The organism is Microbacterium sp. 01T413_2 (assembly GCF_056398985.1).
Genome location: NZ_JBFTQL010000029.1, coordinates 15,670 through 41,141 on the forward strand (window position 1 = coordinate 15,670; position 25,472 = coordinate 41,141).

Below are 25,472 nucleotides of genomic sequence, written 5' to 3' on the forward strand. Positions count from 1 at the left end.
AGGGAACTCACCCGCCGGACGGGCCGCGGTGGTAGAGTGCCTCAACGGATCGTATACAAAGTCGTCGATCCACCCTTCATCTTCCCGAGGTGATCAGCCGTGGCAGCAGTCCCCGTCGCTCCCGCAGAGTCCGTCTCGACGCTCGTCGCGCGCAACATCAGCGAGTTCCGCTCCGCGGTCTCCGACTCGTTCGTGCCGCTCCAGGTGAGCGGCACCGGAGCCGACCCGTTCCGCGGCATGATCCGGGGCGCCTCGGTCGATGAGGTGCACGTCACCGACGTGCGCGCCACGAGCCATGTCGTCGAGCGCACGCCCGAGCTCATCGCCCGCGGCGACCGTTCCTACTTCAAGGTGAGCCTGATGCTGGCCGGCACCGGCCTGCTCATCCAGGACGACCGCGAGGCTGTCCTGGCCCCCGGCGACCTCGCCGTCTACGACACCGACCGGCCGTACTCGCTCGTGTTCGACGAGGACTTCCGCACCATGGTCGTCATGTTCCCGAAGCACCTGCTGAGCCTGCCGCCGGAGATGGTCGGGCAGCTCACCGCCGTGCGCATCTCGGGCCAGGAAGGCCTGGGCGGCATGGTCGTGCCGTACCTGCGTCAGCTCGCCACGAACCTCGACCAGCTCGCCGGCGCCACGGGAGCGCGCCTCGCGCACAGCGCCCTCGACCTCGTCTCCACCGTGTTCACCCGCGAGCTGGGACTCGACGAGGCGGCCGGCGACCCGCACCGCGCCCTCATCCAGCGCATCCGCGGGCACATCGACCGCAACCTCGCATCCACCGAGCTCGGTCCCACGTCGATCGCAGCCGCGCACTTCATCTCCACGCGGCACCTGCACGGCCTGTTCCAGGAGCAGGGCACCACCGTGTCGACGTGGATCCGCACCCGCCGACTCGAGCAGTGCCGCAGAGATCTGCTGGATCCGATCCTCGCCGATCGTCCCGTCGCCGCGATCGCCGCCCGCTGGGGCTTCGTCGACGCTGCGCATTTCAGCCGCGCGTTCAAGACCGCCTACGGCGTCTCCCCCAGCGAGTACCGCTCCACGCACTGATCTCGCGGTCACCGCCTCCGACGCCCCCTCGAGGAGGTCGCGTTCTACGACTGGCGCGCGTAACGCAGCTCGACGATCCCGCTGGGATACGGCGTGCTCTGCACGAGTCGCAGCCGCAGCGGCGCGCTCTGCTCCCGGAACAGGGCCGTGCCCGTGCCGGCCGCCGCCGGCAGAACCCAGAGGCGGTACTCGTCGACGAGGTCGGCGGCGATCAGGGCGCGCTGGAAGGTGTCGCCTGCGATCGCGAAGAGGTCCTTGCCGGGTTCGGACTTCAGCCGCGCGATCTCTCCGGCGAGATCTCCTGCGGCGATGCTCGCCTCGCCCCATTCCTCCACCGAGACCGGCGTGCGTGAGAACACCACCTTCGGGATCGCGTTCATCGGCGCAGCGGACGGATGCTCCACCACCGGCCAGAAACCCTTCATCGCGTCGTACGAGGCCCGGCCCATCAGGAAGGCCCCCGCCTCCCAGAGTTGCCGGACATACTCGTTCTCCTGCACGTCGTCGTCGATCGACTCCATGACGCCGCGCATCCCGTTCTCCGCGCCGACGCTCTTGCCGTCGACGGACACGTAGTAACTCAGGATCAGCTTCCGCTCGCTCACTGTCATGGTTGCAGTCTGATCCCGTTACTTGTTTTTAGCAAGCAATCTCCCCGACCGGCGTCTTGCTCCTGGGGGCACGCCGGTTGACTCTCGGTGCGCGATCCGCGTCGGGTTGTTGAGCGCTGGATCGAGTACGGCGGAGCATTGCCTCACCCCGCAGTCCGGCGGGGCTGGGTCGAAGGAGTCCCACTGTGACCGACGATGTGACCGCATCCGCCGCCGATCCGGCGCGCGACGAGTGGCGGACCTACGACGAGTTCGCCGCCGGCATCGACACCTACCGCCTGCCGAACACCGACCTCGCCGGGACGGCGCTGACCCTCACGCTGGACGACGGCCAGACACTGGCGCTCTCGTTCGGCCCTTCGACAGGCTCAGGGACCGTCGACTGGTCCGGCCTCGGCTCCTCCGGCGCCGACCCCTACGACGCTGTCGCCGTACGTGACGATGTCGTCTTCGTGAACGTGCCTCTCGCCTCCCGCGAACGCGAGGCGCTCACCGTCGTCTACTCCACCACCACACACCGGGCGACCGTGATCCGCTCCCGGATCGCCGCGGAGGCGATCGAGGGCACCCCGCAGGTCGGCCAGGAGTTCTGGGCCGCGACGACCGACGGCGGCGAGCCGAGCGGCGAGGCACCCGATCCGAGCCGCGACCTGATCGGCAAGCGCAACGTCTACCGGTACAGTCCGCACCACCTGTACGAGCACGTGTACSTSTCCAGCCAGCGCTACGCCTGGCAGTGCCTCGAGGGCGTGCAGCGCGGGCACGGCGACACCGACCTCTCCACCGTGTGGAAGTTCGCGGACGGCCTGTACCTGTTCTGCTTCCGGGAGTTCCGGATCGCGGTCGCGAGCGTCTGGCTGCACGACCTCGGCTACCAGCTCAGGACGACCGGCATCTTCCTCGGCCTGAACGGCGAGGGCGCCTCGGAGCACTCCCGCGCCGGCGGCCACATCTACCCGCTCGGGGCGGTCGTCTACCCCGACGCCCAGCCCGTCTGACAGACCGGCCCCCGAGGCTCACGACTCCCTTCCAGAGCCCCGGGGGCCTCCATTCCAGAATCCGACACCGCGAAAGGGCACACACGATGAGCAACGCCGACATCATCCGCGCGCACTACGAGGCGAGCGATCGCGGCGACCTCGACGGCATGCTCGCCCCGCTCGCCGCCGATGTGCGCTGGACCGAGGCTGCCGGCTTCCCCTACGCCGGCACCTACGTCGGCGCGGACGYGATCGTGGAGAACGTGTTCACCCGTCTCCAGGACGACTGGGATGACTACACGCTCGCGGTGGACGAGGTCATCGACGGCGGCGACACCGTGATCGGGATCGGCACCTACTCCGGCACGAACAAGAGCACCGGACGCTTCTTCGCCGCCCGCGTCGCTCACGTGTGGCGGCTCGAAGGCGGCGAAGTCGTGGCCTTCGAGCAGTTCACCGACACCGAGATGGTCTCCCGCGCCACCCGCGACTGACGAACACCTCGCACAGACCTGCACCACAGCGCGGGGGTCCGCCCCGCAACCCGAAAGACAGGAATCACAYGAACAAGCGCATCACCGCCGCGGCAGCGCTGCTGACCGCGGGTGTGCTGGCTCTGGCCGGCTGCTCCGGATCCGGCGGATCAGGCGGATCCAAGGATCCGATCGTGGTCGGGTCCGTCAACACGATCTCGGGTCCTGCGACCTTCCCCGAGGCGTCCCAGGCCGCGAAGGCCGTGTTCGACCAGTTCAACGCCGCGGGTGGCTTGAACGGCCAGAAGATCGACTACAAGGCCCTCGACGACAAGGGCGACCCTGCCACGGCGACCGCCAACGCCCGCGAGATCGTCGGCAGCGACAACGCGGTCGCGATGGTCGGCTCCGCGAGCCTGATCGAGTGCGACCTGAACAAGAAGTACTACGAGCAGGAGGGGATCCTCTCGATCCCCGGCATCGGCGTGGACACCGGATGCTTCGACAGCAAGAGCATCTCGCCCGCCAACGTCGGCCCGTACAACGACCTCACGCTCACCCTCACCTACGGCTCCGAAGTGCTGCACCTCGACAACATCTGCGTCCTGCTCGAGATCGCCGGCTCCACCCGTCCGACCTACCAGGCGGCGATCGACAAGTGGACCAAGGCGACCGGCAAGAAGCCCTCGTACGTCGACGACACCCTGCCGTACGGCGCGAGCGACTACACGCCGTACATCGTGAAGGCCCGCCAGGCCGGCTGCAAGGCGCTCGCCGTGAACCCGATCGAGCCGGACGCGATCGGCCAGATCAAGGCCGCCAACGCGCAGGGCTGGAACGACGTCACGTTCCTCTACCTGACCAGCGTCTACAGCGACAACTTCGCCCAGGCGGTGGACAACGCCGGCGCCGGGGTCTACGTGCCCGCCGAGTTCTACCCGTTCACCGACGACAACGCCATCAACAAGGGCTGGCGCGACCTGATGACGAAGAACAAGATCCCGCTCACCTCGTTCAGCCAGGGCGGCTACCTCGCCGCCACGCACTTCATCGAGGTTCTGAAGACGATCAAGGGCGACGTCACCCGGGAGGGCGTCAGCGCCGCGCTGAAGAGCATGAAGCCGATCGACGACAAGATGATCGGCACGCCGTACACCTTCGGCGTCGACAACACGGCCGGCTGGCCGATCGTGCTGAAGAGCGGCACCCACAAGTGGGAGAAGGTCTCGGACGACTGGCTGCGCCTGACCAAGTGATCCGAGGATCCGGTCTGCTCGGTCCCTGAGCCTGTCGAAGGGCCCCGAGCAGACCGGATCCGCCTACCCCTTTCCGGGCGCTTCGACGAGCTCAGCGACCGGAACACAGAAAGGACGACGCCATGTTGCAGGGCGCCATCGCCGGCCTCGCCGCCGGCGGCCTCTACGCGGTGCTGGGCGTGTGCCTCACCCTGATGTCGCGGCTGGTGCGGGTGGTGAACTTCGCGCAGGCCGCCACCGGCATGTTCGGCGCGTTCACCGCTGTCTGGCTGGTGCGCCAGGCCGGCCTGCCCATCTGGCTCGGTTCGGTTCTCGGCGTCCTCGTCGCCGGAGTCCTGGCGGTCGCGATCGGCTGGATCGCCGCCACCTGGCTGTCCGAGGCCTCCACCACGACGCGCTCGGCGATGACCGTCGGGCCGCTGCTGCTGCTGATCTCGCTGTCGTTCATCCTGTTCGGCAACAAGCCCCAGCCGTTCGACCCGATCATCGCCGGCCCCGCCTTCTCGATCGGCGGCGTCGTGGTCAGCCAGGTCACCGTCGCCACCGTGCTGATGGCGATCGTGACCGCGCTGCTGGTCAAGCTCGTGCTCAGCCGCACCCGGGTGGGCGTGCAGCTGCGCGCCCTGTCCGAGCGGCCCACCACGGCCGAGCTCCTCGGCATCCGCTCCCGTCCGCTGTCGATCGCGGTCTGGTTCGTGACCGGCGTGATCGGCGCGATCGCGATCATCATCGTCGCCCCCTCGCAGTCCAACGACGCCACGGGGCTCGCGATGCTGATCATCCCCGCCGCCGCCGCGGCGCTCCTCGGCGGGTTCAAGCGCCTGGATCTCACCGTCATCGGCGGTCTCGTCCTCGGCGTGCTCGGCGGCCTGGTCGCGCAGATCAACCAGGTCGCACTCGTGCGCAACTTCCTGCCGTTCCTGTTCATCGTGATCCTGCTGCTCTGGACGCAGCGCAAGGAGGTGTGGGATGCCGCACGCTGACCGCCCGCTCGCCCCGAGCCGGGGCCTGACCGGGAACCCTCTGTTCCGCAACACGTGGCCGTTCGCGGTCGCCGTGGTCTGCGTACTCGTGGGCCTCGTGCTCTCAAACACGCTCTCCGGGTACTTCGTCTTCCTCGCGATCAGCGCCGTGACCGCCGCGATCGCGATCCTCGGGCTCGGGATCGTGACCGGCTCCGCCGGCATGATCGCGCTGTGCCAGCTCACCTTCGCCGCCGTCGGCGCGTGGATCGTGGCGCTGTTCAACCTCTGGCACGTGCCGGGCGGCTTCATCGTCTGGCTCATCGCAGGTGGCATCGCGGCGGGCCTCGTCGGCATGCTCGTGGGTCTGCCCGCCCTGCGCCTCCGCGGCGTGAACCTGGCCGTCGTCACGCTCGGCTTCGCGGCTGCGGCGGACGTSACGCTCGTGCAGATCCAGTTCCCCGGATCCGCCGACAGCATCTCGATCGACCGCCCCGCCGGCTTCACGAGTGACAAGCAGTTCTTCTTCCTCTCGATCATCGTGCTGGTGGTGTGCGGTCTCGGCGTCTTCTTCCTGCAGCGCGGCCGCTGGGGCGCGAGCTGGAAGGCCGTCGCCTTCTCCGAGCGCGGCACCGCCGCAGCCGGGCAGAGCGTGCAGAGCGCGAAGCTCACCGCCTTCGCCGTGTCAGCCGCGCTCGGCGGCATCTCCGGCGGCCTGCTCGCCGGTCAGGTGCAGCTGCCGTTCGCATCGAGCTTCACTCCGCTGCAGTCGCTCGCGCTGTACGTGCTGGCGATCATGTCGGGCGCGCACCTCATCGACATGGCAGTGTTCGGCGGCATCCTCTGGGTACTCGTTCCCGAGCTGCTGAAGCGATGGGGCATCCCTCAGGACTGGGGCTTCGTGATCTTCGGCGTGCTGGGCGTGCAGGCCCTCACGAGCGGATCCAACCTCGGCCAGACGATCCGCTCGGCGATCTGGAAGCGGCAGGACCGCAAGAACGCGTCCGCGTCCGCCGCGGTGCTCACGGCGCTGCCGGCGGACGCGGACGAGCATGCCGAGGAGATCCGCACCACGACGACCGCCGTGCTCGACCCCGCGGTGCTGAACGGAGAGCCCGTGCTCACCGTCGAACACCTCACCGTGCAGTTCGGCGCACTCAAGGCGCTGGATGATGTGTCGTTCTCCGTTCCCGCCGCGTCGATCATGGGTCTGATCGGCCCGAACGGCGCGGGCAAGTCGACGTTCGTCGACGCGATCAGCGGGTTCCTGCCCAAGCACGGCGGACGCGTGCTGCTGGGCGGACGGGATCTCGCCGGTCTCTCCCCCACGCGCCGCGCCCGGCTCGGGCTGCGCCGCACCTTCCAGCAGGACCGGGTGCCGCCGCTGCTCACGGTGGGCGGCTACGTGCGGTTCGTCGCACGGCGCCGACTGTCCGCCGCCGACATCGACGAGACGCTCGCGTTCTTCGGCTGCCCGCCCGCCAGGGCGCGGCTATCGAGCGTCGACGTCGGCACTCGCAGGCTGGTCGAGGTCGCGGCGGCGCTGCTCTCGCAGCCGCGGCTGCTGATCCTGGACGAGCCCGCCGCCGGACTCTCGCACGACGAGCACCTCGCGCTCGCCGCCCGGCTGCGCGAGCTGCCGGAGCGCTACGGCACGGCGCTCATCATCATCGAGCACGACCTCGATCTGGTCCGCTCGGTGTGCCCGATGCTCACCGTGCTGAACTTCGGCACGGTGCTCGCCACCGGGCCGCAGGACGAGGTGCTCGCGAACCCCGACGTGGTCAAGGCCTACATGGGAGAGACGGAGCTGCTGTCATGAGCGAACTGGTGCTGGACGGCGTCACCGTCAGCCGCGGCGCGGGCCCCGTGATCTCGGACGTGTCGCTGACCGTGCGCGGCGGCGAGGTGCTCGCCCTGGTCGGCCCCAACGGCGCGGGCAAGACCAGCCTGATCGAGTCGATCTCCGGCGTGACCGGGCATTCGGCCGGGACCCTGAGCCTGGACGGGGAACGGATCGACAAGCTCTCCCGTGTCGCCCGGGCGCGCAAGGGCATCGTGCACATCGAGCAGGGCCGGGCGGTGTTCCCGTCCCTGACGGTGCGGGAGAACCTGTCGCTGACCGCGCGCACCCCGGCGGGGATCGAGGCGGCGCTCGCGCCGTTCCCGGAGCTCGAGAAGCGGATCGACTCCCCCACCGCGCTGCTGAGCGGCGGCGAGCAGCAGATGGTGGTGCTGGCACGCGCGTTCGCGGCGAAGCCGAAGATCCTGCTCATCGACGAGATGTCGCTGGGTCTCGCGCCCGTGGTGTTCATGCGCCTCGTGCCGATCGTGCAGTCGATCGCCGAGTCGGGGGTGGGCGTGCTGCTCGTGGAGCAGTTCACGCACCTCGCCCTCGGCATCGCGCAGGACGCGGTGGTCGTCGGCGGCGGCCAGGTGTCGTTCCAGGGCACGTCCGCCGCCCTGAAGGCCGATCCGCAGCTTCTGCACCGGGCGTATCTGGGCGGGTGACTCTTCTGCGGGCCCCGCTACGGCGTCTCCACTCCCAGCTGGGCGAGGGCGGGTCCTGCACCGTGCACCACGATCGACCAGTCGGGCCGCACGAACCGTGCGCGCTCCAGCCGTACACGCTGCTCGTCCACCGGTTCCCCGCCCCTGGGCGAGGAACGCGTGACGCCGTTGAGTGCATACCCGAGCTTCCGCGACACTCCGAGAGAGGCATCGTTCCAGCTCGCCGCACTGGATTCGGCCCATTCCGCGCTGAGCACATCGAAGGCGAACTGGAGGAGCCCGGCGCGCATCTCGGTCCCGATCCCCTGACCCTGCACACGCCTGGTGAGCCACGATCCGGTGGACACGGTGCGACGATGCGCGAAGTCGTGTGCGGACAGGTCCTGCGACCCCACGATGTGCCCCTCGAGGTGGACGCCGAAGGCGACCGTCCAGCGCTCCGGCGCGACCCGGTTGCGCCGGCTCCAATGAAACGCAGCCAGGTTCCGAGGCAGCTCCGCCGGGGCCGCGTCGGTCCAGGCCGTGGCGAACGGGGTGCGGGCGGGGTCGTGCACGCCGTCGAGGGCCGCCTGCGCAAGATCGGGGRGGTCCGCGTCTCTGATCGGACGCAGCGACAGGCGCGGAGTTACGATCTCGAGTCCGAACAGGGGCCAGATCTCTTCCAGGTCCATCTCCTGACGCTATCCCAGCCTGCGGTCTCGCCCTGGCTGCTGCACCGGTCAAGACGACCATCGGGATCCGGCTCCGGCGACATTCCGGAGCGTTTCGCCGGAGCGTTTCGTCCCCTTTGATTCGTGATCGGAACGTGATATTTATTCCGCCTGATCTGGCCCTTTTCGGGGTCGGAATGTCGGTGGTCCCGTGTTGACTGGGGTCATGACGAACTCGACCGGCGCGGTGGTGGATCCCGGGGTGGACCCGGTGGATCCGGTGGTCGTGTTGCGGACGCTGACCGAGGGCCTGGCGGCGACGGAGGCGACGATCATCCGGTTGCAGGCGGTGCGGGACGCGCATCTCGCGGTCGCGCAACGCCTCGCCGATGACCTCGCCGACGGGGCGCCGGTGCGGGGCGAGTCAGCGGATCTGGCCGCGCGGTCGGTCGCGGCGGAGCTSGCCGGGGTGCTGCACATGTCGGACCGGGTCGTGCAGGGCCGGATGATGCGGGCGGCGGAGCTGACGACCCGGTACCCGGCGACGATGCAGGCGTTCACCGACGCGCGGATCAACGCCGCCCACGTCCGGCTGATCCAAGACGCCGGCGCCCGTCTGGATGATGCGGTGCGGGGCGAGTTCGAACAGATCGCGGTCGCGGCATGCATCGGAGAGACCCCGCATCGGGCGAAGCGGGAGGTGGAGCGTCTCGCGGAGCAGCTCGCCCCGCGGAGTCTGACGGAACGGCACCGGTCCGCTCAGGAGCAGCGCCGGGTGTGGCGGGAGGAGCTCCCGGACGGGCAGAAGGGCCTCGGGCTGATTCACTCCGCCGCCGTGATCAACGGGATCTACGACCGTCTCACCCAGCAGGCCCGGATCGTCACGGCCGCGAATGCGAAGGCCGCGAAGGACACGGCGGCGGGAATCGCCACCGACCCGGACGGGCTGGGTGATCCGGGCGATACGCGCACGACCGATCAGCTGCGCGCGGACCTGTGCGCGGACACCCTCCTCACCGGTGACGCGTCGGGACACGACACGACCGTCGGGCTGTTGTCCGCGATCCACGCGCGCGTCGAAGTCACTGTTCCCGCGTTCACGCTGATGGCCGCCGACACGGGCGCGAGCGGATGCGGGACGCCGGCAGGAGCAGGCTCCGCGTTCGGCGTCCGTGTCGAGCAGCCCGCGGAACTCGCCGGTGGGCAGCCGATCGACACGGACACCGCCCGGATCCTCGCCGGCGGGGTCGTCGCGTGGGAACGGGTGCTCACCCACCCGATCACCGGGGCGATCCTCGCCGTGGACCGGTACCGGCCCAACGCCGACCTGCGCCGGCTGCTGCACGCCCGCGACTCCCGCTGCCGGTTCCCCACTTGCGGGCTCCCTCCCGTCACCCAGGACCTCGACCACACGGTCGACGCGGCATTCGGCGGGGCGACCGAGGAAGGCAACCTCGGCGGGCTCTGCCGACGACACCACGTCCTCAAACACCAGACCGCCTGGACGGTGAAGCAGCTCGGGGCCGGGGTCCTGGAATGGACCAGCCCCGCCGGAGCGAGCTATGTCGACCGGCCGCCCTCCCCCGTCACCTTCACCATCGATGAACCGGATCCGGGCCCACCGCCCGAACGCGACACCGCAATCCCCGAATTCTGAGGCGGCACGGACGCGCGCACGTCACGACCCGCCGGCAGGCCAGGCAGCTCGTGCGCCCGGAGAAGGAGAGAGCCCGCAGGGCCTCAGGCGTAGGCGCGGCCCTTCCATTTCAGCCATCCGCTCTGGTGCTGTCCGGACGGATCGTGGTGCGTCCAGTGCACGGTGCCGCCCTTGTCGCTCCACTCGTAGTCGCCGAGGAAGTCGACGCGATCGCCGACCGACAGGCCGTCGAGACGCGGAGCGATGTCGATGTTGTGCGCGATCAGGATCGTAATCCCGCGGGGGGTCGTSAGGAGGAACTTCTGGTGCCGTGCWCCCTGGTCGTCGTCCGGAAGAACGCGGGAGACGACACCGGCGCCCTGCACTTCGACGCCGCTGCGCCGGCCGTCGAACAGCCCCGGGATCGGGTCATCCGCCGGTGCGGACGCGGATCCGGCCGCGGGCGCGGTGACCGACGTGCCGGCGGGGCCGCCCACGCCGCCGATCCATCCCTGAGAGTAACCGAGCACGGCCAGCACACCGAGCGCGCAGACGACCGCGATCGCCCCCCACTGCCGCCTCCGCCTCACGAGCCGAGCCTATCTCCGAGCCGCTCCGGCCGCAGGCCTGACGCTGCGGCCGTCCGCGGCGCTACGATGCGCGCATGACGTTGGAACGCTGGCGCGGGATCACCGAGTGGCCGCTGATCGCCGCGTCCCTGTTGTTCCTCGTCGCCTACTCGATCCAGGTGATCTCGGATCCCGGGGGCGAGTTCGGCGTGCTGCTCGAGGCTCTGCTCTGGGTGTCCTGGGGGACGTTCGTGGTCGACTACGTCGTGAGCCTCGTGCTCGCTCCGCGGCGCTGGCACTGGTTTCTGACCCACCTGTTCAATCTCGCGACCGTCGTGCTGCCGATGCTGCGTCCCCTGCGGGTGCTGCGCGTCGTCACGCTGCTGACCGTACTGCAGCGCACCGCGGGTCGGGCCGTCCGCGGACAGATCGTCATCTACGTCACGAGCGCGACCCTGCTCCTCGTCTACGTCGCCTCGCTCGCCGTGCTCGATGCGGAGCGCGCCGGCGGCGGCAGCATCTCCACCTTCGGGGACGCGATCTGGTGGGCGTTCACGACCATCACGACCGTCGGGTACGGCGACCTCTCGCCGATCACGCTGCAGGGCAGGATCATCGCGGTCGGGCTGATGCTGAGCGGCATCGCCCTGCTCGGTGTCATCACGGCCACGTTCGCGTCCTGGATCATCGAGCAGGTGTCGGCGGAGAACACCAGCCGACAGGCGGCGCCCGTGGCGCACGTCGACGCGCTCCGGGGCGAGATCGCCGAGCTGCGCGCGGTGCTCATGGCGATGAACCCGGGCCTGCACGTCGCGGATCCCGAGCCGCTCGGTGATCCGGAGGCCCCGATCCGCGATCCTGACCCGTCCTGACCACTCCCCCTTCGCAGTCGTCCCCGCCAGCGCACCCTATGGCCTGCGCTGACAGGAACGACGCGGATACCTGGGCTACATGCCGGCGTGCTCGAACGCGGTCGTGGGCAGGTCGACGATGTGCGCGCCGCCGTCGACGACCAGCACCGATCCGGTCATGTACGACGACTCGCTGGATCCCAGGAACCGCACGACGGCCGCGATCTCGGCAGGCTGCGCGGGGCGGTGCAGGGGCACGTCCGCGGTGACCGTGGCGTACGCCTCCTCCCGCGACGCGAGGCCGGCGTGCTCCGCGAACTCGTCCATCTCCTCGTCCGCCATCGGCGTCTGCACCCATCCGGGGCAGACCGCATTCACGCGCACCCCGTGCTTGCCGTAGTCGCGCGCGAGCGTGCGAGTGAGGCCGATCAGCGCGTGCTTGCCGACGGTGTACCCCGCGACCGAGGGGCCGGCGAAGAGTCCCGCGAGCGACGAGATCACCACGATCTGCCCCTTGGCCTCGATGAGCGCGGGGAGCGCCTCGCGCGCCATCACGAACGCCGTCGTGAGGTTCGCGCGGATCGCGCCCTCCCAGCCGGCGTCGTCCGTCTCCCCCACCGGGGCGAACCCGTGCCCGCCCGCATTCGCGACCAGCACGTCGATGCGGCCGAACGTCGCCAGCACCTCGGCGACCGCACGCTTCGCGTCCTCGGTCGAGGCGGCGTCGGCGATCACGGGATGCGCGCCGACCGCGCGCTCGACCTCGCGCAGCGGCGCCTCGCGTCGTCCGACGACGACGACGTGCGCGCCCTCCGCGGCGTAGCGGGCGGCGATCGCGGCGCCGATGCCGGTGCCGCCGCCCGTGATGACGACGACGCGTCCGGTCGATCCGTTGGTGGTCATGGGGGGTCTCCTGTCGGGAAAGCGGGGATGCGAGAGAGAAGGGGCCGGATTGATGTCGCGGCTCAGGCGGGGAAGCCGGAGCGGGCGCTGTATCCGAAGTCGCTGAGGATGCCGGATCCGTTCACGGCGCGGGCGCGCGGAGAGGCGAGATAGACCACGTGCGCCGCGATCTCCTCGGCGCTCTGCACGGGGAAGGCCGGGGCGGCGAACGCCTCGTCGCCGAGATCGCCCCGGCTCATCGGAGTGTCGACGACCGACGGAGACACCGTCGTCACCCGCACGTCATCGTCCGCGAGGTCGACGCTGAGCGCGCGCCCGAACTGCACGAGGGCGGCCTTGGACGCGCAGTACGGCGCCATGCCGGGCGACGCCACGAACGCGGAGTCACTGGCCACCAGCACGACCGAGGCCGCGGGCGCCGCACGCAGCACCGGCAGCGCGGCCCGGAGCACGAGGAAAGCCCCGGTCACGTTCACGGCGAACACGGCCTGCCACTCGGCGAGCGAGGTCTCGTCGATCCCGGATCCGACCGGGCCGGAGATGCCCGCACAGCACACCACCGTGTGCAGGGCGCCGAGGGCAGCGACGGCATCGGAGACGGCCGCGCCGACCGCGATCTCGTCCGTGACATCGGCGACCACGGGGACGGACCCCGGGCAGGTCGCGGCGGTCTCCGCGAGCCCCTCGGCCGAACGGTCCAGCAGCGCGACCCGCACCCCCTCTGCGGTGAGCGCCTGTGCGACGGCACGCCCGATCCCTCCGGCGGCACCGGTGACCAGGGCGGTCCTGCCCTGCAGCTGCAGCTCCATCGCCGCTCCCTCCGTGTGCGGTGCCGGCCATGCCGACCGTCTCCGTTCCGCCATCCTGCTCCGCCGACGAAGCGGGATCGAGGGGGCGCGGGACGGGTGTGCACGCTGACACCATCGTCCTTCGCTCATGAGCAAGTCCGCCGCACCCGGGAAGGGCAGACTCGGCAGAGTCCGAGAATGCCCGTCTTCCACGCAGCATCACGTCCGCGCTGCGACGCCCACCCTGGCCGGAAGAACGCGCCGTCACCGAGCGAAGGGGCCGACGTGACCACTGAACAAGACCAACAGACCCACACCGCACTGCGACAGGGAGCCCTCGGCGTCGCCGGGATCGTCTTCCTGGTGCTCGCCGCCGTCGCGCCGCTCACCGGCATCGTCGTCGTCGCCTCCCTTGCGATCGCGCTGGGCAACGGCGGCGGCGCGCCGATGTCGTTCTTCCTCGTCGCCGCGATCCTGCTGCTGTTCGCCGTCGGCTATGCGCAGATGTCGAAGCAGCTCGTGAACGCGGGCGGCTTCTACGCCTTCGTCGTGAAGGGCCTCGGCCGCACCGGCGGGCTGATCGCCGGCCTCATCGCGACCCTCGGCTACAACTTCTTCGTGGTCGGCACGATCGGCACGAGCGGCTTCTTCATGCAGTCGATCATCAAGGAGCTCACGGGCTTCGACATGAGCTGGATCCTCTGGGGCCTGCTCTCGATCGCCGTCTGCTTCGTGCTCGCCCGCATCGGCGTCGACTTCTCCTCCAAGGTGCTCGGCGTCTGCCTCGTGCTCGAGACGACGATGCTGCTCGTCTTCGATGTGTCGGTGTTCGTGCAGAAGGGATTCTCCTTCGCCGCGTTCAGCCCCGAATGGGTGTTCTCCGGCTCGCTCCCGATCGGCATGCTGCTCGCGGCGACCGGATTCCTCGGCTTCGAGGCAACGGCGCTGTTCAGCGAGGAGGCCAAGCAGCCGCTGCGCACGATCCCGCGCGCCACCTACACCGCGATCATCGCGATCGGCGTCATCCTCGGCGTCACCACCTGGGCGGTCGTCAGCGCGATCGGCGTGCCGGACGCGCAGGCTGTCGCCGTGAAGCACCTGCCCACGGGCGACCTCATCTTCGTACTGGCCCAGCGCTACCTCGGCGGCCCGCTCACGACGGTCATGATGATCCTGCTGCTGGTCAGCCTGTTCGCCGCGATGCTCGCCTTCCACAACTCCGCGAGCCGCTACCTGTACGCGCTCGGCCGCGCCCGCATCCTGCCCCGTGCGCTCGCCCGCACCCGCGCGGGCGGGTCTCCGGCGATCGCCGGCATCGTGCAGGCCGGCTTCGCAGGCGTCGTCGCCGTGGTCTTCTTCGTCGTCGGTGCGGATCCGATCGTGCAGGTCGTCCCGGCCATGCTCGGCTTCGGCACGCTCAGCGTGCTGATCCTGCAGGGCCTGGCGGCGCTGTCGATCGTCGTGTACTTCCGCCGGCAGCACGACACTCGCTGGTGGAGCACCTTCATCGCGCCGGGGATCGGCTTCCTGGGCATCGCGGCGATCTCGATCCTCGCGATCTTCAATTTCAACATCGTGGCCGGATCCGAGGAGCTCTGGATCAACCTCCTGCCGCTGCTGCTGGTGCTGGCGGTGGTCGGCGGGATCGTCTACGCGCAATACCTGAAGCGCACCAGACCCGCCGTCTACGACGGCCTCGCCGCCGATCTCGAGCAGTTCAGCAACCGCTGACATCCACTTTCACCACCCCTCATCAAGGAGCATCATGACCACCATGAACCCCGCCGACACCTCGACCTGGTTGCCGCTGGATGGCCTCGCCCCCGGCTTCGACGCGAACAAGGCGCCGCACACCACGGCTCTGTCCGGGCGCGAGATCAACGTCACCGCCCCCAACGGCACCCGCATCGCGCATCGCTTCGCCGACGACGAGGTCACCTGGACCTACTCGCCGGGTGAGGGCGACCCGACGGCGCCCGCGACCGACACCGACGCCTATGAGGCCATCGAGGTCGACGACGACCTGTTCTACGTGCAGTTCCACCACCGCTACCTGCCGAACGAGGCGGTCTCCCTCGTGATCGACCTGCGCGCSGGMCGCGTGCTSTCGATCATCAGCGAGATCCTSCCSSMGGMCGAGMAGGGCCGCACSCGCGTGCAGCACCACTTCGGCACCGCGACGATCGACGGCATCGAGGCCACCGGCGTCGAGCCGCAGCCGACGACCGCCCTCATCGGCCGCCGTGTCGAGTGGGTGTACAGCGAGATCCACGCGTACGAGCACGTGTACCTCTCCGAGCGCTGGTACACCTGGCAGTGCCTGGCCGGCCCGGAGCGCGGGCTCGCCGACACCGATGAGAACAGCGTGTGGGAGATCCGGCCTGGCATCTACATGTTCGCCTGGCGCGAGAAGGTCATCCCGTGCGCGTCGATCACGGTCGCCGACCACCGCGACATCAACAAGATCCGCTCGCACGGCGTGCTGTTCGGACTGGACGAGACCGGCGAGGTGCCCACGCACTTCACCTTCGGCGCCTGGGGCCGTCTCATCTCGGTGACGCACCACGCGCCCGAGCTCGAGCCGGCGGACTTCGGCGCGCAGGGCACCGGCGAGAAGGCGACGGCCTGACATGACGACCGCCCCCGCCGAGCTCATCGTCGCCGCCGACGTCATCCGCACCGTGGATCCCGTTCGGCCCGACGCCCAGGCGTTCGCCGTACGCGACGGCCGCATCGCCGCGATCGGCACGCGCGCCGAGGTCGACGCGCTGCGCGGCGACGGCACCAGGGTGCTCGAGCTCGGCGGGGCCGCGGTCTATCCCGGCTTCGCAGACGTGCACAATCACCACGCTCTGGCCGGGCGCACAGAGCTCTTCGAGCTCACCCTGCCGCCCTCCCTCACTCTGGACGAGATCCTCGACCGGGTGCGGGAGAAGGCCGCGACGCTGCCGGACGACGCATGGATCATCGGCGGCGTGGTCGCCTCGACCATGCTCCCGTCGCTGCAGAGCACGGCCGTCCGGCTCCGGCTGGACGAGGCCGCAGGCGGGCGCCCGGTGGTCATCGCGGAGGACTCCCGGCACAATCGCTGGGCGAACTCGCGCGCCCTCGAGCTCGCCGGCATCGGTCCCGGGTCGACCCCGGCAGGCGGTGTCACGATCCTCGACGCCGAGGACGGCACCCCGACGGGCGTGCTGCTCGAAGCCGCAGGGATCCCCGTGCAGGAGGCGTACGACCGATCCGGCGGTCTGAGCGCCGCACAGCACCGCGCGGCGTCGGCGCACGGCGTGCACCTCGCGAACAGCTACGGCATCACCGCGTTCCAGGATGCCGGCGTCTCCATCGACATCCTCGGCGCGCTCCAGGCCCTCGACACGGATGGAGAGCTGAATGCCTGGGTCGTGTCCTCCCTGCTCGTCAACGACGAGATCTTCGGATTCGATCCGATCGGATCCGCCCTCATCGCGCGCGGCGAGGAGTTCCGCACCGGGCACCACCGACCCGACTTCGTGAAGATCTTCCTCGACGGAGTGCCGCCGGCACGCACCGCCTCGTTCCTGGAGCCGTACGTCCCCGACGCGGCGCACGGGGCGCACTTCCACGGTGAGACCACGATGACGTTCGACGAACTGTAYGGCTGGCTGCGGCAGGTCGCCGAGCGCGGCCTCGGCGCCAAAGTGCACTGCACCGGCGACGGATCCGCCCGCCTCGTGCTCGATGTCGCGGAGCAGCTGCGCGCCGAGGGCTTCGCGACCCCGATCCAGATCGCGCACGGCCAGTTCCTCGCCGACGAGGACATCCCGCGGCTCGCCGCGCTCGACGTCGTGGCGGACATCTCGCCCTTCATCTGGTTCCCCGGTGTCATCCCGCAGATGCTCACCGAGGTGCTCGGCGAACGGGCCGAGCACTCGCAGCCGAACCGAGCTCTCATCGACGCCGGGGCGCTCGTCGCCGGCGGGTCCGACTGGCCGGTCAGCGAGTCGCCGAACCCGCTCGAGGGCATCCAGGGGCTGGTGACCCGCGCGGATCCCCTGCGCCGCGCGCCAGGGACGCTCTGGCCGGAGCAGGCGATCACCGCCGAGGAGGCCCTGCAGGTCTTCACCCGCAACGCCGCCGTCGCGATGGGCCTCGGATCCGAGACCGGATCCCTGGAGGTCGGCAAGTCCGCCGATTTCGTTGTGCTGGACCGTGACGCGATCGCGGGCCCCGCCGACGCCATCATCGACGCGCGCGTGCTCTCGACCTGGTTCGCCGGGCGTGAGGTGTACACGGCCGACTGAGCAGTCGCGCATCCGTCCGCGCCGCCGTGCTCGTTGCCGGCGGCGCGGAGGCGTTCTGCGTGGCCCCGCCACGGGCGTAGAATGGTATACCAATCGCGCACCGTGCCCCGGATCGCGCCCGCCCGCGCACGATCAGGAGACCGGATGGCCATCGAGGAGCGCCCCGACGCCCGCCCGAATCGGTTCTCCGCCGCTCTGCTCCGCCCGTTCTCCTCCCTGCACGGCAATCGCGAGTTCTCGGCCCTGCTGCTCTCGAACATCGCCTTCTTCGGGGGGATGTGGACGCTCACGTTCATCCTCGGCTGGATGGTGTTCGCGCAGACCGGATCCGAGATCCTCGTCGCCGCGTTCACCACGGTGCGGCTGCTTCCCCTGCTGCTCGGCCCGCTCTCCGGCGCGATCTCGGACCGGATGGACCGCAGGCGCCTGCTCATGATCGCGTGCGGCGTCGCGATCGTCGCAGCCGTCGGCCTCGCCGCCCTCACCACGGCCGGGCTCGGCTCGTTCGGCGTGCTCACCGCCGGCGGGCTGGCGCTGGGGCTGGCGCACTCCCCCTCCCAGCCCGCGCGGGCCGCGCTGGTCGCGGGTAAGGTGCCGGCGGAACAGCTCAGCAACGCGAACGCGCTGAACGCCCTGGCGATGAACACGACGCTCATGCTCGGGCCTGCGGTCGGCGGGCTGCTGGTGAGCGCGTTCGGCACGGCGACGGCGCTGTGGATCGGCTCCCTCTGGTTCGTGCTCTCGCTGATCGCGCTTCGTGGCGTGACTGGCGGCTACAGGCTGCCCGAGGTGCCGCACGGGTCGATCTGGCGCATGCTGGGCGAGGGTTTCCTCGCGATCGCGCGCCTGCGCGTGGTGCTGGCAGTGCTGCTGATCACGGTCGCCGTGAACTTCCTCATCTGGTCGATCCACCAGGGCTTCATGCCGGTGTTCGCGCAGAGCATGCGGCTGGACGCGGCCGGACTCGGCCTGCTGCTGACCGCGTTCGGCGTGGGCGGAATCGTCGGCTCGCTCGTGATCGCCGCCCTCGGCGACTTCCCGTGGAAGGGCGCCGTGTTCGTGTGCGGGATCGCGGGGATGTCAGTGTGCTGGATCCTGTTCGCCCTGGCGCCCACGACGCTCATCGCGACCGGCGCATTCATCCTCGCGGGGCTCGTCTCGTCGGTGTTCGGAGTGCTGCAGAACACGCTCATGCTGTCCGCCACGCCGCCGGCGCTGCAGGGGCGGGCCATGGGCCTGCAGGAGCTGGCGATCGGGGCACAGCCCATCGCGGCGCTGGCCATCGGCGCCGCCGCGCAGAGCATCGGGATCGCCGCCACAACGGTGATCAGCGCGAGCCTGCTGATGCTGTTCCTGGCCGTGATGGCGCTCAGCGTGCCCGCGCTGATGCGCTACCACGGCACACCGGGAGCCTGATCGGATCCGGGTCCGCGGCATTCGTCAGCGACGCGGCGTCTCGCGTCCGCGCAGGCGCCAGAGCAGCCATGCTGCGCCGACGGGGACGAAGAAGATCGCCACGATCAGCGATGAGTGCGCCAGGTCGTAGGCCGCGGGCAACAGCGGGTTGCTGGCGCCACCATCGACGGGCGCTTCGACCCAGATCAGCTTCGACACCAGGGCGGCGGCGTAGAGCAACCCCCACCCCGCGAATGGCAGCAGGATCGCCACCGCCTTCTCCCACCGCCGCCAGAACCTGCTCGATGTGACCAGGGCCACCCCGATGACCCATCCGCCGATCGGGAACAGGAAGCTGCCGATGCCGAGCACGAGTGCGCCGACGATCGCGAACCACTTCGCGTCGACCGTCGCAGGCTTCGCCGACGGAACAGGTGCCGGAGTCACGACGACCACGGGCGCGGGTGGCGCGGACCCGGTCTCCTCCTTCGCGGCCGCGGCGATCCGCACCGGATCCCCGAGCTGCACGATCCGCGACTGCAGTTCCGCAGCATCGAGCCCGTCGAGCTCCTCCTCGATGCCGCTGCGCAGTTCGTTCGCGACACGCCACGGCAGATCCGCGATGGCGGCGTCGAGCCGTCCCAGGTAGTCGTCGCGCAGGCTCTGCGCCTCGGCCTCGGTCATGCTTCCCCCTCTGCGGTCACCCGCGCCGTCGGCGGGGCCTCTGCGATCAGACCGGCCACGCTGCGCGCGAACGGCGTCCACGATGTGCGGAACTGCGCCAGTTGCCGCACTCCGCTGTCGGTGAGCTCGTAGTAGCGGCGCACCGGGCCGGACTCCGACGGGCGCTCGAACGTACGCACCCAGCCGCTCTGGCGCAGCCGCGACAGCAGAGGATAGAGCGTGCCGATGCTCGCGATGAGCCCCTCGGCCGTGAGCCGCTCGGCGAGCTCCCAGCCGTACATCGGGCCGCGCGCGAGCAGGCCGAGCACGCAGTACTCGACAACGCCCTTTCGCATCTGCGCCCCGGCGTCCGGTGTCATGCATCACAAGCTAGCTTGCATGGCAAGAGAGATCAAGACGAAGCCCGGCAGGGCGGTCTTCAGAGCGACCGCGCGGACGCCAGACGCTCGACCGTCGGGGTGAGCTCCGGGAACGCGTGGAGCACGATCTCGACGAGGGCATCGAGCGGGCGGGTGAGCGGATCGGTGGCGGGAAGGCCGAGCTCGAGCTCGATGCTCTCGATGGCTATGCCGATCTCCGCGTCGGTCATGCCTTCGTGGTTCACCGTCACCCCGATGACCTTCGTGTCGGCGAAGGCCTCGATCAGTGCCACTTCGCTGGCCAGGGTGGGCATCGGCACCATCGGGAAGTCCCCCAGCGTGCGGCGTTTGGGAGCATGCTGCACCAGAACGCCCGCCGGACGGCTGCCGCGAAGGATGTGCGCCGACGTCAGATAGGCGGGGTGGCTGAGCGCGCCCTGCCCTTCGACGACGATGACGTCCGGATCCTCCCCTTCGAACGCGGCGACCACCTGGTCTTCGACCTCGCCGGAACAGTACTGGGGAACCAGAGCGTCGAGAGCGATACCGTATTTGCCGCCCTGGATGATCGTCGTCTGCCCGGTGCCGACCATCACGGCGCGGATGCCGCGCTCGTTCAACGCCCGGACCAGCAGAGTCGCGGTGGTGCGTTTGCCGATCGCGCCGTCCGTGCCGAGGACGGCGATCCGCGGGCAGGTGACGTCGAAGATCCGTCCGGAGAAGAGATGCAGATCCTGCATCTCGCGCGGGCGTCGGATGTCCGTGAGGGAAACGCGCGCCAGGAGGGACGCCGCCACGAACTCGGCGTCGTCGTTGAGGAACTCGTGCAAGCCGTTGATGATGTGCATCCCGTGGGCGATGCCGTCCAGGAGCACCACCCGCTGTTCCGTGGAGAGCAGGCCGTCCGCCGGCGCGACTCCGCAGATCAGGTAGTCGGGCGCTGTGCCCGCATGAGCGATCGCCTCAGCAAGACTGGCGAGCACCGGAATGCCATTGGCATGGCCATCCAGCAGCATTCCCGCATCGGCTCCGGCATGGCGGCTGTCGAGGACGCTCAGGATCTCGTACTTCTCGGAGTGGCGGATGAGACCGTTCGCGGTCTTGCCGTCCTGCTCGCCGAACTGGCCTTCGCAGTAGATCACCGCTGTGGAGCCCGGGGGAAGGACAGGAGTCGGATCGGTCAGGTCCGCGGAACGCGGCTCGGCAGAATCAACAGCGACAAGAGCGTGCATCGGTCTCCTACAGGTCTCGCAGAGGAGGCGACGCAAAGCGGAAGGCCGAAGCCCGTCGGTCGACAAGAAGTCTTCCCTGGTCGTCGGCAGGAATGCCGACTCCTTCGACAGTAGCACCGTTGCCTGTGCACCCGATCGGCGCGGTCGCCTCGCTCACAGGACGAGTGACCAGCGGCCCGACCGGTCCCGTGACCGCGCCCGGTCATAGACTGGATCGGCGAAGCCGGGCCGCGCCCGGCGCGCACGCGTCACGGGAAGGGCGGGGCATGCCGATCACCAGGACCGTGCTCTCCACCGCCGCGCACGATCCCGCTCAGCCGGCCATCGTCGGGCCCGATGGCGCCCTGGACTACGCCGGGCTCGTCGAGGACTCCCGTCGCGTGTTCGCCGTCGTCGACGCCGCACATCGCGCACAGGCTGCTCCCCCGCCACCCGCGCCGGAGACCCGCGGGATCCCGATCACCGCGGTCAGCATCGCCAGCGCCTTCCACGCCGCGCGCATCGTCGCCGGCCTCGCCGGCTATCGCGCGGTGTCCGCCACCATCGACCCGCAGTGGCCGCTCGCGCACCGCGTGCACGTCGTGGTGGCGGCGGGGATCGGGCTCGTCATCGGCGACGACCCCGCGCTCGCACCCGCACTCCGCGCCGCCGGATGGACCGGCACCGTGCTCTCCCTCGCGGAGTTCCGCGCGCGGGAGGCGACGACGGCTTTCGCGGATCCGCCCACGGTGCGCGATGCCGACGAGGCGTTCCTGCTGCTGTTCTCCTCCGGCACCACGAGCGATCCGAAGGCCTTCCTGAAGACGCGACGGCAGTACCGCGAGAACGTCACCGTCTCGAGCGCGCACCTCGAACCACGTCCCGGTGTGCAGACCCTGGCCCCGGGACCGCTGTCGTACAGCCTCACGCTGTACGCGCTCATCGAATGCCTCGCCACCGGCGGCGGCGCACACCTCGCCGATGCCTTCGATGCCGCCCACCTGGCGCAGCGCGTCGCGGCGGAGAGGATCACTCGGATCGTCGCCGTGCCGGCCGTGGTGCAGGTGCTCATCGATGCCGCCCGGCGCGCTCCCGACGCCTTCGCCGGGCTGGACCTCGTCGTCACCGGCGGTGCGAACCTGCCCGCGGCGCTGCGCGGTGGCCTCGCCACGGCACTGCCGCGCGTGCGGCTGATCAGCTACTACGGCGCCGCGGAGATCGGATTCATCGGCGACAGTCGCGGCGGCGACGGCACCCTGCTCGACGTCTACGACGGCATCGGCGCCGAGATCCGCGACGACGAGGGCAGCGTCCTGCCCGACGGCGAGCTCGGCACGCTGTGGATCCGCGCCGCCGCCTGCTCGGACGGCTACCTCGCTGCGACGACCGACGCCGTGCTGCGAGGGCCCGACGGCTGGGCGACCGTGCACGACATGGGCCGCCTGGTGGACGGGCGACTGCAGCTGGCCGGACGAGCCGGCGACATCGTCACGACGGGCGGGCACAAGGTCTCACTGCCCGAGGTGGAGCGCGCGTTCGACGCGATGCCCGGGCTCGGTCCGGTGTGCGCCGTGGCCCTGCCGGATCCGCGACTCGGCAGCGTTGTGGCGCTCGTGGTCGAGGCGGGTTCCCCCGCGCAGATCACCAAGGCCACCCTCCAGGCCTGGGCGCGCGAGCGGCTGGCGCCGCAGTTCGTGCCACGGCGCTGGTACGTCCTCGAGCGGATCCCGCGCACGGCCGGCGGCAAGATCCGGCGCCCGGCGACCACCGCGCTCATCGAGCAGCGCGAAGGGATCCGGCTGTGAGCCCGGCGGCGCGGCGCGTCGTCGTCACCGGGCTCGGCGCGATCACGCCGAGCGGCCTCGACGTCCCCTCCCTCTGGGACGCGGTCGTCGCGGGCCGCAGCGCCATCACCGCCCTCGACGAACCGGACTTCCGAGAACTGGCCGTGCGGATCGGCGGCAGAATCCAGGGCTTCGACGCGACAGGGGTCGTTGATCCGCCGCTGAGCCGCCGCCTCAGCCCCCTGCAGCTCTGGGCGATCGCCGCCGCGGATCAGGCCCTAGCCGACGCCGGCGTCGATCCCGGCGCGCTGCGCGCCGGAGCAGCGCTCCCCTGGGATCCGACCCGCGCCGCCGTCCTCGCCGCGACCGGATCCGGCCCGGTGGACGCGATGCAGGCCGCCACCCGCGCCCTCGACGCCCGTGGTCCCCGCGGCGTGCCGCTGAGCGTCGTCGTGCACGGCGCGCYGGATGCCGCGGCGGCGCTGCTCAGTGAGCGGTACGGCGCCCGCGGCACCGCGCACGGGGTCACGGCGACGTGCGCGTCCAGCGCGATCGCGCTCGGCGACGGGCTGCGTCGCATCCGGCACGGGTACGCCGACGCCGTGCTCGTCGTCGGCATGGAGGACTGCCTGAACCCTGTCAACCTTGCGGCGAACGCGAACCTGCGCGCGCTCGCCAGCGGGTACGAGTCGGATCCGTCCGCGGCCAGCCGTCCGTTCGACCGCGGACGCCGTGGCTTCGTGATGGCCCAGGGCGCCGCGGCTCTGCTGCTCGAGGCCGAGGACGTCGCGCGCGCCCGCGGCGCCGCACCGCTCGCCGTGCTGGCCGGGTTCGGCGAGTCCAGCGACGCGCACCATCCCACGGCCCCGCATCCGCAGGGACTCGGCGCCGCGCAGGCCGTCGCCGCGGCGCTCGCCGACGCCGKGCTGGATCCGCATGCCGCCGACGGCATAGACCACGTCAACGCGCACGGTACAGGCACGGCGGCCGGCGACGCGGCCGAGCTCGCGGCACTCGAGAACGTGTTCGGCGCGCGCGCCCGGCAGATCCCGATCACGGCGACGAAGTCGAGCACGGGACACCTGCTCGGCGCGTCCGGAGCCGTCGAGGCCATCCTCGCGATCCAGACGCTGCGCACCGGCCTGATCCCCCCCACSGTCAACCTCGACGACCCSGAGTTCGMSGACTGGGACATCGTSCGCGGCAYGGCCCGAGCGGCCGGGCGGATCCGCCGCGTCCTCTCCCCCTCTTTCGGGTTCGGCGGCCACAACGGCGCCATCGTGCTCGAGTCCCCCGACCTCTCCGACCACGCACAGGAGGCACGATGACCGACCGTCTCACCCGCCACGCCGAGCTCGCCGAGCACTATCTGCCGGATGAGCTGCTCGAGCGGTTCCGCGAACGCGCCGCCGTGTACGACCTGGAGAACCGGTTCTTCGACGAGGACCTCGCCGAACTCACCGAGCGCGGGTACCTGCTGCTGTTCGTGCCGGAGGCGCACGACGGCCCCGGCCTGAGCCTCGATGAGGTCTCGCATCTGCAGCAGCGGCTCGCGACCGCGGCTCCCGCGACGGCGCTGGCTGTGAACATGCACCTCATGTGCACCGGCGTCGCGAAAGCCCTCGCCGACCGCGGCGACCACTCGCTCGACGACGTATTCGCCGAGGCGATGGCCGGCGAGATCTTCGCCTTCGGGATCAGCGAGCCCTCGAACGACTGGGTCATGCAGGACTCGAAGACGGCCGCCGTTCCGCAGGCCGACGGCGGCTACCTCCTCAGCGGCGTCAAGATCTTCACGTCTCTCTCCCCCGTCTGGACCCGGCTGATCACGCACGGCCGCGACGACACGGATCCGGAGAACCCGATGCTCGTCTACGGCTTCCTCGAACGCGGCACGGAGGGCATCACCGTGTCGGACCAGTGGGACGTGATGGGGATGCGGGCSTCGCAGAGCCGCGCCACGATCCTGAAGAGCGTGCGCATGGCGCCGGAGCGCGTGAACCGCCGCATCGCCGTGGGGCGGGTGCCGGATCTGCTCACGTTCGCGATCACGAGCAACTTCCAGCTGCTCATCGGATCCGTCTACGCCGGCGTCGCCCGTCGTGCGCTCGACCTGGGCGCAGCAGGTCTGAAGAAGCGACGCTCCGCGAAAGCTGACGCGACCTACGCCGAGGTTCCCGAGTCCCGCACCCGGCTCGCCGATGCGCACCTCGACTATCTCGCCGTGCCGGCGCAGCTCGAGGCGTACTGCCGCGACTTCGACGAACTGCTCGACCACGGCGCACGGTGGCCGCTGCTGCTCGTGAGTGCACGGCTGAACGCCTCGACGGCCGCCCGCCGCGCCGCCGAGGCCGCCCTCATGTGCACCGGCGGATCCGGTTTCGACAACGGCCACGAACTGAGCCGTCTGTACCGCGATGCCACGGCGGGACTCTTCCACCCGCCGAGTGCGGACGCCGCTCGCCCGATGTTCGCCGTGGCGCTGCTGGACGACTGAGCGCCCCCGACGCCGG

24 protein-coding genes are annotated in these 25,472 nt (G+C 70.4%); 16 read left to right on the forward strand and 8 right to left on the reverse strand.

What is annotated here, in order from left to right; genetic code table 11:
• Positions 1–99 precede the first annotated feature (99 nt).
• Positions 100–1,056, forward strand: a complete 957-nt coding sequence (locus AC1DMN_RS14460; protein WP_440733416.1) for an AraC-like ligand-binding domain-containing protein — start codon at positions 100–102, stop codon at positions 1,054–1,056.
• A gap of 44 nt (positions 1,057–1,100) precedes the next feature.
• Here the strand turns inward: AC1DMN_RS14460 and AC1DMN_RS14465 are convergent, their stop codons facing one another.
• Positions 1,101–1,667, reverse strand: a complete 567-nt coding sequence (locus AC1DMN_RS14465) for a dihydrofolate reductase family protein (RefSeq protein ID WP_477230921.1) — start codon at positions 1,665–1,667, stop codon at positions 1,101–1,103.
• Between the two features lie 185 nt (positions 1,668–1,852).
• Here AC1DMN_RS14465 and AC1DMN_RS14470 point away from each other — a divergent pair, with 185 nt between their 5' ends.
• From AC1DMN_RS14470 to AC1DMN_RS14495, 6 genes are all read left to right on the forward strand, one after another.
• Positions 1,853–2,665 carry a MoaF C-terminal domain-containing protein gene (locus AC1DMN_RS14470; protein WP_477384452.1) on the forward strand — a complete coding sequence of 271 codons (813 nt, stop codon included), beginning with the start codon at positions 1,853–1,855 and terminating at the stop codon, positions 2,663–2,665.
• A gap of 86 nt (positions 2,666–2,751) precedes the next feature.
• Complete coding sequence (locus AC1DMN_RS14475) at positions 2,752–3,141, forward strand: nuclear transport factor 2 family protein (RefSeq protein WP_477384454.1); 390 nt, start codon at positions 2,752–2,754, stop codon at positions 3,139–3,141.
• Between the two features lie 173 nt (positions 3,142–3,314).
• Positions 3,315–4,376, forward strand: coding sequence for an ABC transporter substrate-binding protein (locus tag AC1DMN_RS14480; protein WP_477384456.1), 1,062 nt, complete (start codon positions 3,315–3,317; stop codon positions 4,374–4,376).
• Positions 4,377–4,498: 122 nt separating this feature from the next.
• Positions 4,499–5,359: an ABC transporter permease subunit gene (locus AC1DMN_RS14485; protein ID WP_441977296.1), complete on the forward strand. Its 861-nt coding sequence runs from the start codon at positions 4,499–4,501 to the stop codon at positions 5,357–5,359.
• Positions 5,346–7,160: a branched-chain amino acid ABC transporter ATP-binding protein/permease gene (locus AC1DMN_RS14490; RefSeq protein ID WP_477230924.1), complete on the forward strand. Its 1,815-nt coding sequence runs from the start codon at positions 5,346–5,348 to the stop codon at positions 7,158–7,160. Before AC1DMN_RS14485 ends, AC1DMN_RS14490 begins: the two co-directional genes overlap by 14 nt.
• Complete coding sequence (locus AC1DMN_RS14495) at positions 7,157–7,849, forward strand: ABC transporter ATP-binding protein (RefSeq protein WP_477230925.1); 693 nt, start codon at positions 7,157–7,159, stop codon at positions 7,847–7,849. Before AC1DMN_RS14490 ends, AC1DMN_RS14495 begins: the two co-directional genes overlap by 4 nt.
• 17 nt (positions 7,850–7,866) lie before the next feature.
• Here the strand turns inward: AC1DMN_RS14495 and AC1DMN_RS14500 are convergent, their stop codons facing one another.
• Complete coding sequence (locus AC1DMN_RS14500) at positions 7,867–8,520, reverse strand: GNAT family N-acetyltransferase (RefSeq protein ID WP_477384458.1); 654 nt, start codon at positions 8,518–8,520, stop codon at positions 7,867–7,869.
• Between the two features lie 205 nt (positions 8,521–8,725).
• Between AC1DMN_RS14500 and AC1DMN_RS14505 the strand changes: the two genes are divergently transcribed.
• On the forward strand, positions 8,726–10,156 hold the full coding sequence (locus tag AC1DMN_RS14505) for an HNH endonuclease signature motif containing protein (protein WP_477230927.1): 1,431 nt from the start codon (positions 8,726–8,728) through the stop codon (positions 10,154–10,156).
• Between the two features lie 83 nt (positions 10,157–10,239).
• Here AC1DMN_RS14505 and AC1DMN_RS14510 read toward each other — a convergent pair whose 3' ends face one another.
• On the reverse strand, positions 10,240–10,725 hold the full coding sequence (locus tag AC1DMN_RS14510; protein WP_477384460.1) for a DUF3465 domain-containing protein: 486 nt from the start codon (positions 10,723–10,725) through the stop codon (positions 10,240–10,242).
• A gap of 74 nt (positions 10,726–10,799) precedes the next feature.
• Here AC1DMN_RS14510 and AC1DMN_RS14515 point away from each other — a divergent pair, with 74 nt between their 5' ends.
• Complete coding sequence (locus AC1DMN_RS14515; RefSeq protein ID WP_477384462.1) at positions 10,800–11,576, forward strand: potassium channel family protein; 777 nt, start codon at positions 10,800–10,802, stop codon at positions 11,574–11,576.
• Positions 11,577–11,651: 75 nt separating this feature from the next.
• Here the strand turns inward: AC1DMN_RS14515 and AC1DMN_RS14520 are convergent, their stop codons facing one another.
• Together AC1DMN_RS14520 and AC1DMN_RS14525 are read right to left on the reverse strand one after the other, a co-directional pair.
• The gene (locus AC1DMN_RS14520) at positions 11,652–12,458 is read right to left on the reverse strand and encodes an SDR family NAD(P)-dependent oxidoreductase (RefSeq protein WP_233312560.1); all 807 of its coding nucleotides are present in this window, start codon (positions 12,456–12,458) and stop codon (positions 11,652–11,654) included.
• Positions 12,459–12,520: 62 nt separating this feature from the next.
• Entirely contained in the window at positions 12,521–13,267 is a 747-nt protein-coding gene (locus AC1DMN_RS14525) for an SDR family NAD(P)-dependent oxidoreductase (RefSeq protein ID WP_477230930.1), read from the reverse strand.
• A 264-nt stretch (positions 13,268–13,531) separates the two neighbouring features.
• Here AC1DMN_RS14525 and AC1DMN_RS14530 point away from each other — a divergent pair, with 264 nt between their 5' ends.
• From AC1DMN_RS14530 to AC1DMN_RS14545, 4 genes are all read left to right on the forward strand, one after another.
• A complete protein-coding gene (locus tag AC1DMN_RS14530) occupies positions 13,532–14,977 on the forward strand; it encodes an APC family permease (RefSeq protein WP_440733427.1) in 1,446 nt (481 codons plus the stop codon).
• 34 nt (positions 14,978–15,011) lie between these two features.
• Complete coding sequence (locus AC1DMN_RS14535; RefSeq protein WP_477384464.1) at positions 15,012–15,875, forward strand: molybdenum cofactor biosynthesis F family protein; 864 nt, start codon at positions 15,012–15,014, stop codon at positions 15,873–15,875.
• A gap of 1 nt (position 15,876) precedes the next feature.
• Positions 15,877–17,526 carry an amidohydrolase gene (locus AC1DMN_RS14540; RefSeq protein ID WP_477230932.1) on the forward strand — a complete coding sequence of 550 codons (1,650 nt, stop codon included), beginning with the start codon at positions 15,877–15,879 and terminating at the stop codon, positions 17,524–17,526.
• A 144-nt stretch (positions 17,527–17,670) separates the two neighbouring features.
• Positions 17,671–18,942 carry an MFS transporter gene (locus AC1DMN_RS14545; protein WP_477230933.1) on the forward strand — a complete coding sequence of 424 codons (1,272 nt, stop codon included), beginning with the start codon at positions 17,671–17,673 and terminating at the stop codon, positions 18,940–18,942.
• A gap of 24 nt (positions 18,943–18,966) precedes the next feature.
• Here the strand turns inward: AC1DMN_RS14545 and AC1DMN_RS14550 are convergent, their stop codons facing one another.
• Genes AC1DMN_RS14550 through AC1DMN_RS14560 form a run of 3 tightly spaced genes read right to left on the reverse strand, consistent with a single transcriptional unit; the run spans position 18,967 to position 21,196 of the window.
• Positions 18,967–19,605 (reverse strand): hypothetical protein, encoded by a 639-nt coding sequence (locus tag AC1DMN_RS14550; RefSeq protein WP_477230934.1) that lies wholly within the window; start codon positions 19,603–19,605, stop codon positions 18,967–18,969.
• The gene (locus AC1DMN_RS14555; RefSeq protein ID WP_441977305.1) at positions 19,602–19,964 is read right to left on the reverse strand and encodes a PadR family transcriptional regulator; all 363 of its coding nucleotides are present in this window, start codon (positions 19,962–19,964) and stop codon (positions 19,602–19,604) included. Before AC1DMN_RS14555 ends, AC1DMN_RS14550 begins: the two co-directional genes overlap by 4 nt.
• Positions 19,965–20,023: 59 nt before the next feature.
• Complete coding sequence (locus tag AC1DMN_RS14560; RefSeq protein ID WP_477230935.1) at positions 20,024–21,196, reverse strand: N-acetyltransferase DgcN family protein; 1,173 nt, start codon at positions 21,194–21,196, stop codon at positions 20,024–20,026.
• Between the two features lie 266 nt (positions 21,197–21,462).
• On the opposite strand from AC1DMN_RS14560, the gene AC1DMN_RS14565 reads away from it, so the two are divergent.
• Genes AC1DMN_RS14565 through AC1DMN_RS14575 form a run of 3 tightly spaced genes read left to right on the forward strand, consistent with a single transcriptional unit; the run spans position 21,463 to position 25,456 of the window.
• The gene (locus AC1DMN_RS14565; protein ID WP_477230936.1) at positions 21,463–22,980 is read left to right on the forward strand and encodes an ANL family adenylate-forming protein; all 1,518 of its coding nucleotides are present in this window, start codon (positions 21,463–21,465) and stop codon (positions 22,978–22,980) included.
• Positions 22,977–24,287: a beta-ketoacyl-[acyl-carrier-protein] synthase family protein gene (locus AC1DMN_RS14570; protein ID WP_477384466.1), complete on the forward strand. Its 1,311-nt coding sequence runs from the start codon at positions 22,977–22,979 to the stop codon at positions 24,285–24,287. The genes AC1DMN_RS14565 and AC1DMN_RS14570 overlap by 4 nt, the downstream gene beginning before the upstream one ends.
• Positions 24,284–25,456 (forward strand): acyl-CoA dehydrogenase family protein, encoded by a 1,173-nt coding sequence (locus AC1DMN_RS14575; protein ID WP_477230938.1) that lies wholly within the window; start codon positions 24,284–24,286, stop codon positions 25,454–25,456. The genes AC1DMN_RS14570 and AC1DMN_RS14575 overlap by 4 nt, the downstream gene beginning before the upstream one ends.
• Positions 25,457–25,472 lie beyond the last annotated feature (16 nt).

Coding starts and splice junctions, on each gene's coding strand:
- AC1DMN_RS14465 (WP_477230921.1), bottom strand. CDS start 1,667: ATGACAGTGAGCGAGCGGAAGCTGATCCTGAGTTACTACGTGTCCGTC.
- AC1DMN_RS14485 (WP_441977296.1), top strand. CDS start 4,499: ATGTTGCAGGGCGCCATCGCCGGCCTCGCCGCCGGCGGCCTCTACGCG.
- AC1DMN_RS14495 (WP_477230925.1), top strand. CDS start 7,157: ATGAGCGAACTGGTGCTGGACGGCGTCACCGTCAGCCGCGGCGCGGGC.
- AC1DMN_RS14515 (WP_477384462.1), top strand. CDS start 10,800: ATGACGTTGGAACGCTGGCGCGGGATCACCGAGTGGCCGCTGATCGCC.
- AC1DMN_RS14520 (WP_233312560.1), bottom strand. CDS start 12,458: ATGACCACCAACGGATCGACCGGACGCGTCGTCGTCATCACGGGCGGC.
- AC1DMN_RS14525 (WP_477230930.1), bottom strand. CDS start 13,267: ATGGAGCTGCAGCTGCAGGGCAGGACCGCCCTGGTCACCGGTGCCGCC.
- AC1DMN_RS14545 (WP_477230933.1), top strand. CDS start 17,671: ATGGCCATCGAGGAGCGCCCCGACGCCCGCCCGAATCGGTTCTCCGCC.
- AC1DMN_RS14550 (WP_477230934.1), bottom strand. CDS start 19,605: ATGACCGAGGCCGAGGCGCAGAGCCTGCGCGACGACTACCTGGGACGG.
- AC1DMN_RS14555 (WP_441977305.1), bottom strand. CDS start 19,964: ATGACACCGGACGCCGGGGCGCAGATGCGAAAGGGCGTTGTCGAGTAC.
- AC1DMN_RS14560 (WP_477230935.1), bottom strand. CDS start 21,196: ATGCACGCTCTTGTCGCTGTTGATTCTGCCGAGCCGCGTTCCGCGGAC.
- AC1DMN_RS14565 (WP_477230936.1), top strand. CDS start 21,463: ATGCCGATCACCAGGACCGTGCTCTCCACCGCCGCGCACGATCCCGCT.